The sequence below is a fragment of the Burkholderia sp. Ac-20353 genome (assembly GCF_017104785.1).
Lineage (GTDB): Bacteria > Pseudomonadota > Gammaproteobacteria > Burkholderiales > Burkholderiaceae > Burkholderia.
In genome coordinates this window covers 1-16,640 of the sequence record NZ_JAAGPL010000008.1, presented here as the reverse complement: position 1 = coordinate 16,640, position 16,640 = coordinate 1, and the positions used below count along the sequence as shown (strand labels likewise).

Here is a 16,640-nt window from a genome sequence, read left to right as displayed (position 1 = left end):
TTCGCCTAATGGGCGACCCGAGCTGCTCCATTGAGCGGATGGGTCGCTCAACAGGTGGACACGGTATTTGAGAGGCGTACGGCCGGTGGAAGTGCGTCGCTATGTTGGCCTTGGAGGGAGAAATTCGATGAGTTTGAGTGGATTTTTTGACATCCACCCGGAAGTCGCCGCGGCATTGGGCGCGGGGCGGCCGGTTGTGGCACTGGAATCGTCGATCATCTCGCATGGTTCCTCATGGCCAGGAAACGCTGAAACAGCGCTTGGGTTGGAAGCGGAGGTCCGCGCCCACGGCGCCACACCCGCTACCTGCGCGATTCTGGACGGCCGTATAAAGGTCGGTCTGACGCGTGGCGAGATTGAGCGCCTTGCCCGCGGCGGCCGCAATGTTGCCAAGGTCAGTCGACGCGATATTCCAATTCTTGTCGCGTGTGGCGGCGATGGTGCGACGACAATCTCGGCGACGATGATAATCGCGGACCTTGCGAAGATTCGTGTGTTTGCCGCTGGCGGTCTCGGCGGCGTGCATCGGGGCGCTCAGGAGAGCTTCGATATATCCGCTGACCTGCAGGAACTCGCCCGCACGCCGGTGGCGTTGGTCTGCGCTGGCATCAAGTCGATCCTCGACGTCCAGCTGACCCTGGAATATCTGGAGACGCACGGCGTGCCGGTAATCGGCTACTGCACCGACAGTCTTCCCGGATTCTTTACTCGAGATAGTGAGTTTGGTGTCGATGTGCGCCTCGACGATCCTCGCCGGATAGCTCATGTCATGCAAGCGAACTGGGCGCTGGCTCTGAACAATGGCCTTGTGATTGCCAATCCGATTCCCGAGCGATTCGCGCTGCCACGTGATGACATCGATCTCGCGATTGAGCAGGCACTGGCGGAAGCGGATTTGGAAGGTATAACCGGCAAGGGCGTGACGCCCTTCCTTATTTCTCGTGTGAATGCAATTACCGACGGGGCAAGCGCGGGATGCAGTGTCGAGATCGGTCTCAACAACGCGAGGTTAGCTGCCGCGATCGCAGTCGCTTATGCATCGCTTTCGTCGGTGCCACATCAAAGATGAGCGACACACGCCCTGAGCGCACGGCGATCTGCGTCAAATTGTAATTATCGCTCGGCCGGCGGGGATAGCGCGCACTCGCTGTCTGGTGTCGTGGGTAAGGAGGTCCACGTCGCCAGGCCAGCGATTCGCCCGACACCTGTCCATCCGAGATACAGATTCGATTGAGTTCTGGATTCCTTCCATTTCCTCCTAGGAAAGACGCAATCCGACAGATTTATCTATTAACGAGTTCTAAACTCAAACTCGTCCGTCCAAGGCATTCAGTAACAAAAATTTAATGAAAGGAGACACCTGTGAAGACACAAGGTGAAAAACTGCATCGTGGTCTCGAAGAAAGACACATCAACTTCATGGCACTCGGTGCCACGATCGGTGTCGGACTGTTTCTCGGCTCGGCGACAGCGATTCAAACGGCCGGCCCCGCAATTCTTCTCTTATACGCTTTGGGCGGCGCCGCCGTCTTTATCATAATGCGCGCGCTTGGCGAGATGGCAGTCCACAACCCTGTCGCGGGCGCTTTCAGCCGATATGCGCAGGACTATCTTGGGCCATTACCGGGCTATCTCACGGGTTGGACGTACTGGTTCATGTGGATAGTCGTCTGCATGGCAGAAATTACAGCGGTCGGTGTGTACATGCACGTTTGGTTCCAAGACGTGCCAAACTGGATATGGGCGTTCTGCGCGCTCGTCATCATGGGCACCGCCAATTTTGTGGCCGTCAAACTGTACGGAGAGTTCGAATTCTGGTTCGCGTTAGTCAAGATCGTGACGATTGTGCTCATGATCATCGGTGGCGGACTGATGATCACGATGGGTCTCGGAAATGGCGGGGTTCACACCGGAATCTCGAACCTTTGGTCGCACGGCGGTTTCATGCCGAATGGTGTGGCTGGTCTGCTCGCCGCGCTGCCGATGGTAATCTTTGCCTACCAGGGAGTGGAGATGCTTGGCCTCACGGCCGGAGAAGCGCGCAATCCTGAACGCTCGCTTTCCCGAGCTGTCAATTCTGTCTTCTGGCGTGTCGTAATCTTCTATGTCGGTGCACTGTTTGTCGTAATGTCGATCTACCCTTGGAATCAGATTGGCACTCAAGGCAGCCCATTCGTCCTGACCTTCGAGCGCCTCGGCATTCCCGCTGCAGCTGGGTTGATCAATTTTGTCGTTCTGACCGCGGCACTGTCTTCGTGTAATAGCGGCATCTTCAGTACCGGTCGCATGCTCTACAACCTCGCATTGCAGAGACAGGCACCGCGTCAGTTTGCACGCGTCAGCAGTGGCGGCGTGCCAATCTATGGCGTGCTCTTTTCGGTGCTGTTGCTGTTGGTCGGGGTAGTATTGAATTACCTTGCGCCTGCCCAGGTCTTTGTATGGCTTACAGCCGTGGCCACCTTCGCGGGAGTGTGGACATGGGGTGTGATTCTCTTGGCACACTTGCGCTTTCGCAAGCGCATTACCGCCGTTGAATTACATCGCCTGCCAATCCGACTTCCTTTGTTTCCCTTGATGTCGTACGTGGCGCTTGCGTTCCTCGCATTCGTTATGGTCATCATGGCTCAATCGTCGGGCACTCGCGTTGCACTCGTCATCGGACCGGTTTGGATCGCTCTTCTCGTCGCGGTGTATTATTTCTTCGGCATCCATGCGAAATCTGTCGACGGTGAGCTGACAGCGGATAGTCAGGGGACTCAGGCGCTGTAAACTCATTCTCTGATTCGTCAATCGCGGGTAGCCATTTCAGCCCTTCGATCAGCGGTTAAAGTCGAGGAGTTTAATGCCTTGTTCATAAGTGGCGCTCGCCGCAACCGGCCCGCATCGAGCAGCTATATCACTAACGACGTTTAGCGATATAGCTGCGTTCTGCGACGAAACTACTTCCGTGCAGATCAAGCCTCGAAACCTCCGGCGAATCTCTGCGTCGATGCGTCGTGTCAAATTTGATGCGGACTGAGGTGAAGTGACTTTTTATGGCGCTCGGAGCGGAAGCAAAACTGTCACTTCGGTGGCGCGAAACACCGCTCCGCCGAGGTTTTTGCTGTGAAGTTTTTATCGCGTCCTACGGCGGCACGTCCAAGACGCGTCGACACCCCAGTTCGTCGTGACACGATTGTCGATGTAACGAGCATGAAATTCGGTCCGTGCAGCACCTGCGAGCTGGCCGCCCTAGGCTACAACCGTGACGGCAAGCGCGGCAAGCTGCAGGTCAACTATGATCTGCTTACCGATGCGCGTGGCGTGCCGGTCGCCATCTCGGTGTTTGAGGGCAAGACGGCCGATGCGCAGACATTCATGCCGCAGCTCAAGCAGCCGCGTGAGCGCTTCGGCATCGACGAAATGGTCCCGGTTGGCGATCTGGCATGATCGCCCAGACCCATATCGATGCACTCAGGGCCGAAACCGGGCTGCAGCGGATTACCGCACTGTAGTCCGGCAGCCTGCGCGTGCTAGCCAGCGAGGGGGCCCTGCAGCTGGGGCTCTTTGATGAGCGCAACCTGTTCGAATTCACCCACGCCGACTATCCCGGCGAGCGCCTGGTTGTCTGCCGCACCCCGAGCTCGCGAGGAAGCGCGCCCACACGCGCCAGTCGCTGCTGGGAACCACCGTTGCACTGCTCGAACAGATTCGCCAAGGTGCTGCGGCCGGGCGTCTGAAAGGCCAGGACCGCTTCGGCCTGTGCGTGAGCAAGATGCTAACCCGCTACAAGGTCAGCAAACCCTTTTATCTAGAAATCGGTGACGCGTCCTTCGAGTACGTGATCAACGATGTACGCGTCACCCAGGAGTCCGCCCTCGACGGCATCTACTTGATCAGCACCGCCGTTCCTCACAAACGCATGAGCAGCGACGACGTCGTGCGCAACTACAAGAAACTCAGTCAGGTCGAGCAGGGCTTCCGTTCAATGAAGACCGCCGGCCTCGAGGTGCGGCCGATCTATCACCGCCTGTCCGATCGGGCGCGTGCCCGCCTGCTGTTGTGCATGCTCGCCTACTACGTCAAGTGGCACATGATGCAGGCCTGGCGCCCGCTGCTGCTCGCCGACGAAGAGCAGGCGGCCAAAGCGCAACGCGATCCGGTCGCACCTGCCAGTCGCTCAACCAGCGCCCGGCGCAAGGCCTGAAACAGGACACTGGACGATGGCACCTGCGTGCACGGCCTCGGCTCGTGCTGCAACACCTCAGCACCATCGTGCGCAATACCTGCCGTCACCCCGGAACGCCTGCGCACGAAGCCTCCTTCACCCTTGATACGGCACGCCGCGCCAAACAGCTGCGGGCCCTTGAACTGCTGAAGACCATTGCCGCGTAGGCAGAAGCCCAACAGCGGATCAACCGTAACCAATTGATTCAAAAGAGTACTTTGTGTCGAGGCTCCGGCAACTTCAGGCTAACCGGTCACCAGCGGACCTCCGTTGAGATGCCGAGGTGCGGACCGCGAAATATGCAATGAAGGCGTTCCGAAGGCACGACGGTCTTAGCCGATCTCCTTCACCTCCTTGTGCACCGTGGGTGCGTGCGGTTGCCTGCCGCTTTGCAGGAGAAACACACCACCGAGGATTGCGACCATCGCCAGCGTTTCAACTGCGCCGATCGGTTCATGCGCAATCATCGATCCCATAATGAGCGCGACGACCGGCGGAATGTAGGTCACGCTGGAAGCGGCAACTGCTCCGAGCCGCCCGACGATGAAGTAATACAGGATGTAAGCGACCCCTGTGCCCGTCAGACCCAGTCCAAACACGAGGCCAATCAGAGCCCGTGCGTCGCCTGTCACACGCGTCATGCCATGGAAGTCCGTGACGCAGCTGATCAGGATCAGTGCGAAGCCAATCTGCCATGTTGAGAGCGCAAGCGGCGAGAGATCCAGGTCGGAAAGAAAGCGACGCGCGTACACGAACGAGCAGCCCACGCTCAGCGAACCGGCCACCATATAGCCAACGCCGCGCAGATTGACGCCGGTCGCGTGCCACGGGCGCGCGATCAACAGTACGCCGACGAATCCACAGACGATGCCCGTGATCATGCGCACGTTCGGGCGCTCCTCGCGCAGCAGTGCCCATGCACACAGGAAGGAAAAGAGCGGAATGGCGCCGCTCAACATCCCGGCAATGCTGGAGAACAGCAGGCCGGCTCCCTTCGCGAACGCGTAGTAGTAGATCACCGTCGCTAGCAGGGACATCACCACGAAATGGTGGGCGTGCCGGAGATGGCGCCATTTGAGCGCCTTACTGAAAAGCGCGACCGCCAGTAGAGGGATAAAGCCGAAAAGCACGCGCAGAAACACGATCTGGCTGGCAGCCAGATCGGCGCTCGCCCACTTCATGAACAGGAAATTGGTGCCCCAGATCAGTCCGAGGGCGGCGAATGCGAAATAAGCGGGGTTCATGACAGCGCACCGGGAGAGCGGATGAAGTCCTGATTGTGTTCGGTACGGTCATGGCCTACAAATGATTTAATGTTGGCTATGGAATAGAAAAACTGAGCTATGCGACCTATCCCTCCACTGAAGGCACTTACTGCGTTCGAAGCCGCAATGCGGCTCGGCAGTTTTACTCTTGCATCCCAAGAACTGAACGTCACACCTGGTGCAGTCGGCCAGCAGATCCAGAAGCTTGAGGAATGGCTCGGCGTCGCCCTGTTCGCGCGACAGATACGGCGGGTAACGCCCACAGAGGACGGTCGCGCCTACTTCGCACAGATTCAGCCCGCCCTGGCAGAGCTTATTCACGCGAGCCACCGCATTCGCGAGCGTCGCGGTAACGGCGTGCGGTTGTCAATGCCGCCGAGTTTCGCCGCGAAGTGGTTCGCCCCGCGCATGGCCGATTTTCTGCAGGCGAACTCGGGGATTGCATTGAGCCTGAGCACGACGACAACAATGGTCGACTTCGAACTGGACGGTGTCGATCTCGCGGTCAGACATTTTGACGGGACGGATGCGCGACTATCCGTTCAACTGCTGTGCCATGACGAGGCCCGCGCGTATTGCAACCCCACGTACGCGAAACATCACCGATTAAAGCGCCCCGACGATCTGCGCACAGCAACACTGCTTCATAACACGTTACACCCGCACTGGGCCGCATGGCTGGCTCGATTTAGCAGTCTCGAGGGCTCGGAGATCGAAGCCATTACGGGTATTCAGTTTGACCAGTCATTGATGGCGATCGACGCCGCAGTGCGTGCGCAAGGCGTCGTGCTGACGAGCCCTCTCCTCGTAGAGGCGGAACTTGCTCGTGGTGAACTGATCGAGCCGTTCGATAATGCGCTTCCCTTGGGCGCCGGCTACTACCTCGTCCATCCCGCCACTGCCGAAACCAAACAAGCCGTTCAATCGCTCAAGGCCTGGTTCACCGACAGCATCGCAGCAGCGTGCCGGTCATAGCGTTCTGTTGTAGGCGTTCACAATAAGCGCTAGCAGCGTTCACAGGCGCGCTAATATGTTCAGCAACCCTGCTAGCATAGGGTTCTGATGCCGCGAAAACCGGGGAGTTCGATAGCGTCGACATCAAGTCGTGGGTGACACGCGCTGGCGACCTGTACCGCGTACGTTCAAACTTGTCGCACGCAGGTAATACGGAGATTCCGGATGTTCAAGCAGCGAGGGAACTGGTTGAACTCGTCCTCGACCCGGCCATCCTGAACCCGTTGATTCTCGAAGCTGCCAAGGATACCCAAGACGCTGCCTGATACGAGCAGGCTCGCAGCGGATCGGTCGCAGGCTCGAGTCGGCCTGAGGTCGGGCCGTAAGGCCAAGGTTGGGAACGTCCATGCGCCCAAGGGCGGCTCGGGCGCCGCTATCGCCGCGCCCCGGCCTCCCCTTCAATCCGTGGTCCGCTGCGGGGCTTGCCTGTGGCACAAAAGCTGGAGCTATTCTTCCTCGGTATGCGTCGGAACCGATTGGCAATAGTCTTCGACGATCCGCTTGAGCTGATTCTCGACCGTCGTTCGATCCTCTGGAGTAAAACGTTTCGCACGAACTTGCACTAGGAACCAAGTACAAGTGCCCGGCCTGATCGTTAGGACCCTTTCACTCGTACAGTCCTCAGGCCGATCTTCGACAGCTCCGGCGTGCTGCTGAGAAAGATCTTTATGAACCGCTTCTGGCAATTCTTTCGCTTTCGGTTTCGGTTTCGGCTTCGGTTTCGGTTCCCCCCCTCCCTTGGCAGGCGCACAAGCGCCGCTGGTTACGTCTACACCACCATCCGCTCCACCATCACTAGCCATGGCATGCTCCTTAGATATCCATGTATTAAGGAATCCTATACGTGACCACACGGCGTGCCGACGCTATAGTTTGTTCATGAAAACATCTTAGGCGATCAATCGTAGATGGCTAGCTGTCAGCTGCGCTACAGTCTAGATGTTACGTCGCGCGCACATTGCGCAGATCAGCCCTCCAAGCAACGCGTGAGAACGATGGCAATCGGCGGCAATTGGCCGATCTCTGCCGCTACCCCAACGGCCTGCGTCGGGCATCGACGCGGCGTCATGGCCACGCACCGCGGCGGATCGACTTCTTCACGTATGTCCTTGTTTCGGATTCGCGACGTCCCGTGCCAAAGACGGCTGGCGTAACGCGGGACCGTTGCCTATACCCGCAGAATTATAGGAAGCGCACAGCTTGTCAGGGGCTGAGGCCGCGCTTCGAAGCTCTCAATGAAGGCCACCAAACCGAACTTCTGGTGGCCCATACTAAGCGTGATCAGGCCGCGGCGTCTTCCGCGTCGGCTTCGGGATCTGCATCGGCCTCTGCATCTTCCGAATCGTCCACTTCGAAAATGCCTTCCAGGTAGGCGGCGTATTGCTCCTGCAAGTATTTCAGGGCGGCGGGTTTGTCCACCTCCACTTGCAGGCTGTCCTGGAAGAACTTCATGCGCGCACGGTTCTCATCCAGGATCTGTGCCCAGGTCTTCGCGTAGATCGTGAGATTGGTGTCTGGGTTTTTGTGCAAGATGCCCGACTCACCCACCAACTTTTCGACGTAAGGCGTGAGTTCATCGCTGATAACCCAGAAGTTCCACGTAACGCCGACCTTTGAGAAGCGCGCGTCCTCCATCACGGAGAACGCGTAGCCTTGGATCTGGGTCACCTCGTCAGGACCAATCTTGACCTTGGGTGCTTTCAGTTCCACAACCAGGTGCGTCAACTGATTGGCGCGGTGTCGCTTGGTCGCCTTCGACAGCATCAGGTCCAAAATGCCCTGCTTCTGATAAATATGCTTCACCGGCTCGTCGATCACGACCTCGGTGCGCAGTAGCTTCTTGTGCTCGACCAGAGCCGCCGTCAGCGACTGATCGTTCACCGACAGACTGAACTCCTCGCCGAAGAGCCAGGTGTTCTGCGCAATGATCTTATGCAACTGTGTGCGCTCTTTGAAACGCTTCTTGGGCTCTGGGTCAAACAGCACCGCTTCGAGACCATCGAGAAATTTCAAGCGGTCCGCCACAACCTTGGCGGCGCTGATGATCGACGACAGGGAGGTTTCGCGCAGCAGTTGCGCCAGTTCTTCCCGCTGCTTTTTTGGCAGCAGCAGGACCTCTTCCATGATGACCTGCAAGTCTTCCGGACTGCGCTCGATCGCCTGCCGAAGCATCCGCAGTTGAAACTTACGGTTCTTTGGCTGCGTGGTTGAGAAGTCTGGCAGGTGCCGTGCGACGTTGGTTGCTACGATGTCGAACACCTGGCGCTCAACCTTCTCGACGGCAGTTTCCGGTTCACCAGGGAACGGATAGACGTTCTGCTCCTTCCATTCTTCAACGACCGACCGAGCTTCCTCAGCCGCTCGGGTGCGGAAGTGGTCCTTGATCGTCTGCTGGGCTTCGCTGATTGCCGCGATGATCGCCGGCTGCATTTCGGCGAGATCGACGGTACCATCCTTTTGCGCCTGATCAAGGTACGGTGAGTAGAGGTACCCTGAGAACTGGAACCGCCCGAGGATGTGAAAACGCCGTTCCACTTGCAAGAGCGGGAATCGCTTCTCATTGCATAAGTAGAGCGCACGTTCGCCTGCCGCCTTCCATTCGACGACGTGCAACCGCACCCAATATTCCTTGTTATTGATTACCACGTCGGCCAGGCTGAACGACTTGCGCCCCGCGATCGCGGTGCCAGGGTCGATGGCCGCGCCGTCAAGCACGATCTTCGCCCCTTCGTAGTCGGATAGGTACAGCGCGAACATCTCGGTCAACTCCTGACGTCCGTCCTCCGTCGTGAAGGTCCGGAAATCTTTGATCGGGTCGCTGATGACCAGGCTCACGCCAGTGGGCGAATTGTCGCTTGCCTCTTCCTCGTCGCTGATGTTGACGTGTCCAATGTCGATGGCCGTCATGCGGATGGTGTAGGACCAGCGTTTGCCGTCTCGCTCGTAACAGACCAACCATTCGGCGACGTTGCCGAGCGAGAACGCCTTGAACCGTCCGCGACCTTCCTGACCATGAAGCAACCTGCCGCTCGTGGTGTGCGTCGTGAACTTCTTCCAGGATCCGCCGAGCGATGTGAAGCAGGCTTCTGCATTGGCGCGGGGAATACCCTCGCCATCGTCCCGCACCGTGATGGTGTTCAGCGAGCCGAGGACGTTGTACTCGAACTCAATCAGGACAGTCTTGGCGTCGGCGTCGAACGCGTTCCAGAGCAGTTCGGAGAGCGCCGGGACGGGCTTTGCACGCGTGATCTGTTTCAAGAAGTCCGGTTGGACCTCGACCGGATACTGTTTCGCTTCCATCGCCCCGCTCTCCCGTACTGTGGTCGTTGCTGACCATCACTTTTCCGTTGTCGCATCATTTTACAATCGATGCGGGACAAACCTTTAACCCTATCGCGGGGCAGTGACGTGCTCCTGGATATTGCTCGTGCCGACGCTTTGATTGAGCTAGATCGCTGCCCGGTGCATGGAGGTCTGGGAACCCGGTTGACCCTCTGCCAAACTTCAGGCGCCGTTCACCGCATCCTTGAATGCTTTGCCCGCCGTGAACTTGACCGTCTTCGCCGCAGCGATCTGGATCTCGGCTCCCGTTGCCGGGTTACGGCCGGTCCGCGCGGCGCGTTGGCCTGTTGAAAACGACCCGAAGCCGATCAGCTGCACGGTGTCGCCCTGCGTGACGGCCGTGGTGATGGCGCCGATCAGCGCCTCGAGCGTTTCAGCGGCGGCCGCCTTGCTCGCGCCGGTCTGCGCGGCGACGGCGTCAACGAGTTCCTGTTTGTTCATGTTTGCTCCTGTCAGGACGTTGAAGATGTCGCCACCCTACCCGATCGGCGTGGGTCCTCGCAATCGGCGCAGCAGACCCGGCGAACTGCCGTGTGACGCGTCCCCTCCACCATTTCCCCGATGCACATTATTAAGTAACTTGATAACTAATAAAATGTCTCGAAATGAAGGGGGCCATAGCCGTGTCTATGTTCCCCTTCATTTCGGGACATAGCCGGATCGGCGCGGTTGGTGACCTTTTGCTGCTGCTCGAATTCACTCGGGTCGTAGCCTCGAGACGCGAGACTGCGTCAGCTTATCGGCATTGCTCGCGCAGTTCCGCTTCACGACGTCTACTGTGCATTCCTCACGCCCTGACGCGGCGTCGACATCATTCCAACGTACCGCCGCTTCCGTATCCATTCGCCACGAGCGAAGCGGTGCGCGCGTTGCGCGCAGGCATCACCACGCATGGCGCGGTGATGCGCCGCCGGCGGAGCCGGCCGGGTTCTCCAAGGGGCATCCCCTTGGAGCACGGGATAGAGAAACGGGAAGGCGTCAGCATTTCCGTTTACGTATCTGTCGTGCCTCGGCGCTGGCGCGCACTTTCAAAGATAGGCCAGTAATAGGTGACGTTAGGTCACTCATGGGCCATTAATTGAGTTACCTTTGGTCAAGTTAGGCGATAGATAGGCCAATGGCAGGCCAGCGTTAGGCCAAAATAGGGGAGCTTTTTAGCTATGCCGTGCTAATCTGCGGTCGTTGAATCGCTTCGGAGTGGCCCATATGGATGCCGACCTTATTGCCGGACAACTCGCCGCGCTCGCGGCCGGCCCCAATCGGTCAAAGACCGCTCAACTTCGCGACATCTTCGAGCACGTCGAAAACGCCATTCAGGCCGGCGTCCGGTACGAGTCCATCATCGACACCCTCGCCAAGCAGGGACTGGATTTCACCTACCAAACCTTTGCCGCCGCGCTTAAACGTATCCGGCGCGAACGCGGCATCGTGACCCGCGGCTCGCGCGCGTCACGTCCGGAAACCGGTCCGGCAGTCAACCAAGCGGTGGACGCGCCGAACCCGGCAGCGGCCCGCTCACCAGCGCCCGACGACGCAGCCCAACCCGCCCCGGACGCGGCGACCACACCTCCCGTTGTGCACGAGCGCCGCCCGATCGCGCCAGTCGGCGCGAAGCTTCCCGACGACTGGCTCACCGCTCAACTCACGCGCGAACAAAAACGCCTGCTGACACCTGAACAGCGGAGCGCGCGCGCGGATGCGAAAGTCAAACAGTACTGGCCCAACCCATTCGATCCGGTGCCGCCCAAAAAAGACGGCCCCGCATAGGCGGGGCTGCCGTGACTGCTTGCCGGGGTGCCGGAGCTTAGCTCTGCTTGAGCTGGCGCATCCCCTCACCCAATACCCATAGCGCCCGGTTGAGCTTCACGTTTTGGTCGATTCCCGCCACTTCGCGGGTTCGGATCGTCCGCCCCGATGCCGACTGGCCACGCAGCCCGCCCCGGATCATGTTTTCCTGAATCCGGTTGAACGTCGTCCAGAGGTCGTCGTTACGGTCCTCGGTGCGTCGTGCGCGCAACAGTTGATCCGGCGTGATCGGCGCGGGCACGTCCGCGTTCGGCTCGTACTTCAGCGATAGCGCGGTTTCAGCGAGCAGCGCCTGTTCTTCAGGCTTCAGCGTGACGGCCTGCATACCCTCCTTTTGCTCGCGGATCAGGTCGAAGCCGTCGAGCACGTCGAACGCGCCCTGGATCACGTTGTCCACGATGTTGCCCTTGTGCGGCACGCGGATATCCGACAGCGTGTCGCCGCAAACCATGCCGTTCTTGCAGACGAACCGGAACATGCCGGCGATCATCTGATAGCTGCTGGTGCCATCGTGGCTGTTGAGCAGGATGATTTCGTCGGCTTCCGCGCCGTTGATCTGGTTCGTGTGGCGCAAGCGGATCATGTGCTTCGTGTGCTCGCGCTTGCTCTCGTCGCGCACGCGCGTCTGGCACACAAAGAACGGTTCGAAGCCTTCTTTTCGCAGACCGTCGAGCACTTTGATTGTCGGGATGTACGTGTAACGCTCCGACCGGCTTTCGTGCGCCTCGGTCGCGAGGATCGACGGCGCGACGCGTGCGATCTGTTCATTCGACAGCGGCGTGTCCGCGCGAAGCGCCGGGGCGTTGGGAGCGAAGGTGCGAGCGAGGCGGGTAATTTGCGTCACGGTTTTTCTCCGGATTGGGACCGCTGCGATATGCTGCGGCCATATGGATATATTAGGACTAAAAGCCCGTTATATCAAGAGGCATTTTTCAATAACCTAGCCGCCCGTGGTCCATTGGACGACCGGCGCGCAAGGTTGTGCTGGATAAGACGCCCCATGCGGGGGCGTCTGCATTGCTCAGTCGATCAACACATCAGATCGGAATGTCGGGCGTGGGCTCCGCTTCGGAATCGTCGGCGTCCGTCTCGTCGTCCCCCCAGGGCGGGTTTGTCTGCCGGTTCGTCAGCACTTCCGGCAACCAGCCGCTATCCGCGAGCCGCAGCTCGGCGGCGGCCGCCGCTTCGCCCTTCTTCATTCCCTCAAGCGGCCCGGCCGCCTCGGCTGATATAGCCTGCGTGACAACGTCGATGATGCGCTGCTTCGGAACGTGGTTCAGGTAGCTCGCGCGGGTCGGCTTCCAGTACGCCGTCATGTCGAGTCTGAGCGTGTCAGCCAGCGTGTTGACGTTGTGCCCCTTGTCCCAGCGACTCAGCCCGTTGACGGTCGCGGCGACACAGAAGGCAAACAGATTAGCGAGCACGTCCTCGGAGCACGCCAGCAGCCACGGCAGCAGGTCGCGAACCTTAATCGGCAGCATGGCGCGCCACTTCTGGCGCTCGACGTCGATGAACTGCCATGCCGGACTGTCAGCCATATCATCGGCCACGCGCAACAGGCGTTCATGGGTCGGTGTGAACTGCGCATCGAGCGCGTCAGCCGCCCGCGCTTCGAACTGCTCCGAAAACACGCGCGGCACCATCGCGAACATCAGATAGGCCAGCGCGACGGTCGGCTGCTTCATCAGTTCGGCTTGCACAGCAGCCGTGCGATGTGCGGTCAGTCGTTCGCACAACGTTTCGCCGTGCAACGGCTTGACCTTCTCGGGAACGATTCGGTCAGCCCCGGCCACGCCCGCCTCTTTCACTGCCGCTTTCTCCTGTGGCTTGACGAGACCTCGCTCGATCTGTAGCCCGCCTGCATGGTCGATCCAGACATACGCGCCCGCGCGTGCCTTCTGTTCGTCCGTCCATGCTTCGCGCCGCTCTGCGTAAGCTTCAACGGCCGCATCGGCGTCCTGCGCGGCTTGCTCCAGCGCTTCGCGCTTCGCGTCGTCTTCCTCCTCGCCGTCCGCGTCGTAGTATGCGTTCAGGGCTGCTCGTGCGTCGTCCCGTGCCTTTTCGAGCTTGCGGAACTCGGTCTTTTCCTTGCGCGTGAATTCCCGATGCTCGGGACGCAAACGGCCATACTTCGACAGTTGCAGTGAATCGCGCTGTGCATTGGTTTCGACCCATGACCATCCCTCCGCGCCGATGTCGACCGCGATCACACTGAGCTTTTCGACCGCCAGTCGATTGAGCAATTCGAGGTCGTTGACATAACCGTTGTTCTTCGCATCGCTAAACAAGTCGCGACGCACGTATCCGCCTGCGGCCTCGTAAGCGTCCAGCCCGATGAACGCGACGAGCGGGTTATCGCTCGCGCTCGTTTCCTCCTGCGTGATGACCTCACGAATTTGCCGGGCGCTCCTTTGCCATGCCTGCTGTGCCCCGAACCAGATGCGCTCCTGCTGCTCGTGGTCGTCGCTCAACGCGAGCGCGCACACCTGCTCGTAGGTCATGCCGTCGTCGCGGAACACGTCGATCAGCTTGGGGGCGACGCTCGCGAGCTTCAGCGCGCGTCGCACGTCGCGTTCCGCGACACTGAAACGTCCGGCGATCTCCTCGATGGAGCGGCCCTCCGCAGCCAGTTGGCTGAACGCCTCGCATTGGTCGGCGATGTGCATGCCTTCGCGCTCGGCATTCTCGATCAGGGACGTTGCCAATGCTTCGCCATCCGAAACAATGCGAACCGGAATCAGGTCGCTGTCCTTCGCGCGGCCTTCGCTCTTGAGCAAGTCGAGCGCAGCCAAGCGGCGTTGGCCCGCGCAGACGCCATGCTGGCCCGGCTCACCGTCGATGAAGTGAGCGACGAGGTTTTGCAACAGGCCGGTGATCGCGATTTCCTCGGCCAGTTCACGAATTCGCGTCGGCGGCTTCTTGCGGGCGTTGCGCGGCGACACGCGCAGCGTGCCTAGCGGGACGTATTGAATCGGCGCGAAGGCCTCGCCAGTGGAGATCACATTCGTTGCGGTTTCAGTCACGGGTTTTCTCCGGTTAGGGACCGCAACACCATGTCGCGGCCACGAAACCATTATAGGACTAAACGTCCGTATATAAACAAGCAAAAAACAAAATATCTTGATTTCACGGTCTTTTAGACCTAATATATACATATGGCCGCAGCCCATCGCCGCGGTCCCTAACCGGAGAAAAACCGTGGAACAAAATGCTGTCGAAATCCGTTCGGAATTGGTCGTCGAGGAACAGCGCCTGCACTTCCTGCCGCACTACTTCGGCGCGCGCTATCTGCACGGCGAGGACTATGTGTTCGAGTGGGCGCGTCGGCTCTGCTCGACGTACAACGGCGGTCACTGGCAGTTTTTCCGTCTGTCCAACGGCGGTTTCTATCTCGCTCCGGAGATCGCCGCGCCGGTGTCAGTGCGCTGGCACCTGAACAGCTACGAAGGCACGATGGGCGTCGAGGCGTTCGGGATCGTCGTTACGCTGTTCGCGCTGTGCCACATGGCCGAGACCTTCGGAGACGATAGCCACATCGAGCGTTACCATTTGCTCCGCGAGTTCGCGGCGACGCACCCGGAACGTCGGGAGATTTTCCGGGCGATTGACTGACCGATAATAGGGCGCTCGGTCTCGCGACCGGGCGTCCGCAGCACGCGGTCGCGCGCGCCATCGACGCCCCCTTCGTGCAAGCTCGGGGGCAACGGAACGCGGTGGGTTCGCGCGCGCCGTCGCGCCCGAATCGAGGGCCACGGGGACCCGCGCGAAGCGTGGGGAGAGGCCCGGCCCGGAGCGGAGCGCAGGGGCGATTCGGTGAGGCCTGGGTGGACCGTCACGGGGTCGTCAAGCTCGGTCCGCGATCGCGAAGTGATCGCGGACCGAGCGTGTTTCCCCCACGGCGCAAGCCGTGGGGGCTGGAATGCAATACCCCGGTAAGCGGCTCGGCCTGTGCGGACCGAACCGGGGTCGTCAAGTCAGATCCGCGATCGCGAAGTGATCGCGGATCTGACGTGTTTCCCCCGCGGCGTAAGCCGTGGGGGCTCGATAACTGGGAAAATGATGAGCACCACAGTCCACCTTGAAATCCGGCCGGAATGCCTGCAGCCGGCGGTTCACTGGGCTTCGCCGACCGGCGCAGAGATTCAGGAAGTTGTGCGGCGCACGGGCATGAGCGGTCGGGAGGCAGCTCGCTTTCTAGGCCTCTCCGATGGCGACGGCCGGCAGATTCGGCGGTGGGTCGCGGGCGACGCCCGGATTCCGTATTCGGCCTGGGCACTGCTGTGTGATGCTGCGGGGATTGGACAAATCTGGCGGATTGACAGCGATACCCAATAAGATTCGGCGGTCACGTCTCGAAATTGGGAGCGGCCAATGTGTACCTATATGAACGCCGCGTTCAAGGTGTTTGATACTGGATGTGGCTGGCCCTGAGCTTCAGGGCTCGAACCGGGCAGGCGACGACGAAGGACTGCAGCCGAATCGGCCAACCACGCAGTCCGGCAGAAGTCGAAAACAGCGCAGAGGAAGCGACTAGGAGATTCATCGCGTCACACATCAGCGCGCCCCGAAACGTCTATGTCTGCTTTCTCATCGCGCTGTTGCTGGGCATCGTGATGGCCGTATGACCACCCTTCTGCTCAAGGCGTCGTCACTCGACGCGCTGAAACGCGCCCTTCTCGACGGCTAATTATTCGGCGTGGGCGCTGCTCTCTGTCACGCGGCTGGTCGCGGCCGGAGCTGGGTGTGGGGTAGCTGTCCCGCACTGCGGCGACCGTTTGGACCCTGGCGGCGAGCCATGTGACCCGCCGTATTCTTTAGACGGTGCTCTTGATAACACGCGGTTATCAAGAGTATCGTCGGGACGTCATCCGGAGTGCCGCATGGACGATCGCGTCAGTGACGAACCTCGCGTCAGGACCGCGCCCGACGCGTGCGTCGCCCAGCTCGCCGGGCACCGCTGCAACGGCGTGCAGGCCAACGTGTCGCGCGCGCGGCGGCCCGCGTTC

The 16,640-nt window shown here is 60.0% G+C and carries 15 protein-coding genes; 10 read left to right on the top strand and 5 right to left on the bottom strand.

Annotated features, from left to right (window positions below):
• The first annotated feature begins 127 nt into the window (after positions 1-127).
• The 5 genes from G3N94_RS03785 to G3N94_RS03765 all read left to right on the top strand — a co-directional run bounded on the left by G3N94_RS03785 (position 128) and on the right by G3N94_RS03765 (position 4,374).
• Positions 128-1,069 carry a pseudouridine-5'-phosphate glycosidase gene (locus tag G3N94_RS03785; RefSeq protein ID WP_205790761.1) on the top strand — a complete coding sequence of 314 codons (942 nt, stop codon included), beginning with the start codon at positions 128-130 and terminating at the stop codon, positions 1,067-1,069.
• A gap of 293 nt (positions 1,070-1,362) precedes the next feature.
• Positions 1,363-2,769, top strand: coding sequence for an amino acid permease (locus G3N94_RS03780; RefSeq protein ID WP_205790760.1), 1,407 nt, complete (start codon positions 1,363-1,365; stop codon positions 2,767-2,769).
• A gap of 423 nt (positions 2,770-3,192) precedes the next feature.
• Positions 3,193-3,429: a hypothetical protein gene (locus tag G3N94_RS03775; protein WP_205790759.1), complete on the top strand. Its 237-nt coding sequence runs from the start codon at positions 3,193-3,195 to the stop codon at positions 3,427-3,429.
• Positions 3,430-3,754: 325 nt separating this feature from the next.
• Positions 3,755-4,186 (top strand): transposase, encoded by a 432-nt coding sequence (locus G3N94_RS03770; protein ID WP_205790758.1) that lies wholly within the window; start codon positions 3,755-3,757, stop codon positions 4,184-4,186.
• Between the two features lie 44 nt (positions 4,187-4,230).
• Positions 4,231-4,374 (top strand): hypothetical protein, encoded by a 144-nt coding sequence (locus G3N94_RS03765; RefSeq protein ID WP_205790757.1) that lies wholly within the window; start codon positions 4,231-4,233, stop codon positions 4,372-4,374.
• A 165-nt stretch (positions 4,375-4,539) separates the two neighbouring features.
• Here the strand turns inward: G3N94_RS03765 and G3N94_RS03760 are convergent, their stop codons facing one another.
• Positions 4,540-5,451: a DMT family transporter gene (locus tag G3N94_RS03760; protein WP_205790756.1), complete on the bottom strand. Its 912-nt coding sequence runs from the start codon at positions 5,449-5,451 to the stop codon at positions 4,540-4,542.
• Between the two features lie 99 nt (positions 5,452-5,550).
• Here G3N94_RS03760 and G3N94_RS03755 point away from each other — a divergent pair, with 99 nt between their 5' ends.
• Complete coding sequence (locus tag G3N94_RS03755; protein WP_205790755.1) at positions 5,551-6,447, top strand: LysR substrate-binding domain-containing protein; 897 nt, start codon at positions 5,551-5,553, stop codon at positions 6,445-6,447.
• 1,320 nt (positions 6,448-7,767) lie between these two features.
• Here the strand turns inward: G3N94_RS03755 and G3N94_RS03750 are convergent.
• Together G3N94_RS03750 and G3N94_RS03745 are read right to left on the bottom strand one after the other, a co-directional pair.
• Positions 7,768-9,786 (bottom strand): ATP-binding protein, encoded by a 2,019-nt coding sequence (locus G3N94_RS03750; protein WP_205790754.1) that lies wholly within the window; start codon positions 9,784-9,786, stop codon positions 7,768-7,770.
• Positions 9,787-9,990: 204 nt separating this feature from the next.
• Entirely contained in the window at positions 9,991-10,269 is a 279-nt protein-coding gene (locus tag G3N94_RS03745) for an HU family DNA-binding protein (protein WP_205790753.1), read from the bottom strand.
• 765 nt (positions 10,270-11,034) lie between these two features.
• On the opposite strand from G3N94_RS03745, the gene G3N94_RS03740 reads away from it, so the two are divergent.
• A complete protein-coding gene (locus tag G3N94_RS03740) occupies positions 11,035-11,595 on the top strand; it encodes a hypothetical protein (RefSeq protein ID WP_205790752.1) in 561 nt (186 codons plus the stop codon).
• 37 nt (positions 11,596-11,632) lie between these two features.
• Here the strand turns inward: G3N94_RS03740 and G3N94_RS03735 are convergent, their stop codons facing one another.
• Entirely contained in the window at positions 11,633-12,478 is an 846-nt protein-coding gene (locus G3N94_RS03735; protein WP_205790751.1) for a DUF932 domain-containing protein, read from the bottom strand.
• Between the two features lie 193 nt (positions 12,479-12,671).
• Positions 12,672-14,804 carry a ParB/RepB/Spo0J family partition protein gene (locus G3N94_RS03730; protein ID WP_241021559.1) on the bottom strand — a complete coding sequence of 711 codons (2,133 nt, stop codon included), beginning with the start codon at positions 14,802-14,804 and terminating at the stop codon, positions 12,672-12,674.
• Positions 14,805-14,832: 28 nt separating this feature from the next.
• Between G3N94_RS03730 and G3N94_RS03725 the strand changes: the two genes are divergently transcribed.
• The 3 genes from G3N94_RS03725 (at position 14,833) to G3N94_RS03715 (ending at position 16,259) form a co-directional block, all read left to right on the top strand.
• On the top strand, positions 14,833-15,246 hold the full coding sequence (locus G3N94_RS03725) for an antirestriction protein (RefSeq protein WP_205790750.1): 414 nt from the start codon (positions 14,833-14,835) through the stop codon (positions 15,244-15,246).
• Positions 15,247-15,693: 447 nt separating this feature from the next.
• Entirely contained in the window at positions 15,694-15,969 is a 276-nt protein-coding gene (locus G3N94_RS03720) for an XRE family transcriptional regulator (RefSeq protein WP_205790864.1), read from the top strand.
• Between the two features lie 80 nt (positions 15,970-16,049).
• Positions 16,050-16,259 (top strand): hypothetical protein, encoded by a 210-nt coding sequence (locus tag G3N94_RS03715; protein ID WP_205790749.1) that lies wholly within the window; start codon positions 16,050-16,052, stop codon positions 16,257-16,259.
• Positions 16,260-16,640 lie beyond the last annotated feature (381 nt).

What these genes read in the sequence shown, in the direction of transcription:
- G3N94_RS03785 (WP_205790761.1), top strand. Translation starts at nt 128, where the DNA reads ATGAGTTTGAGTGGATTTTTTGACATCCACCCGGAAGTCGCCGCGGCA.
- G3N94_RS03775 (WP_205790759.1), top strand. Translation starts at nt 3,193, where the DNA reads ATGAAATTCGGTCCGTGCAGCACCTGCGAGCTGGCCGCCCTAGGCTAC.
- G3N94_RS03770 (WP_205790758.1), top strand. Translation starts at nt 3,755, where the DNA reads ATGCTAACCCGCTACAAGGTCAGCAAACCCTTTTATCTAGAAATCGGT.
- G3N94_RS03760 (WP_205790756.1), bottom strand. Translation starts at nt 5,451, where the DNA reads ATGAACCCCGCTTATTTCGCATTCGCCGCCCTCGGACTGATCTGGGGC.
- G3N94_RS03755 (WP_205790755.1), top strand. Translation starts at nt 5,551, where the DNA reads ATGCGACCTATCCCTCCACTGAAGGCACTTACTGCGTTCGAAGCCGCA.
- G3N94_RS03750 (WP_205790754.1), bottom strand. Translation starts at nt 9,786, where the DNA reads ATGGAAGCGAAACAGTATCCGGTCGAGGTCCAACCGGACTTCTTGAAA.
- G3N94_RS03745 (WP_205790753.1), bottom strand. Translation starts at nt 10,269, where the DNA reads ATGAACAAACAGGAACTCGTTGACGCCGTCGCCGCGCAGACCGGCGCG.
- G3N94_RS03740 (WP_205790752.1), top strand. Translation starts at nt 11,035, where the DNA reads ATGGATGCCGACCTTATTGCCGGACAACTCGCCGCGCTCGCGGCCGGC.
- G3N94_RS03730 (WP_241021559.1), bottom strand. Translation starts at nt 14,804, where the DNA reads ATGGGCTGCGGCCATATGTATATATTAGGTCTAAAAGACCGTGAAATC.
- G3N94_RS03720 (WP_205790864.1), top strand. Translation starts at nt 15,694, where the DNA reads ATGAGCACCACAGTCCACCTTGAAATCCGGCCGGAATGCCTGCAGCCG.
- G3N94_RS03715 (WP_205790749.1), top strand. Translation starts at nt 16,050, where the DNA reads ATGTGGCTGGCCCTGAGCTTCAGGGCTCGAACCGGGCAGGCGACGACG.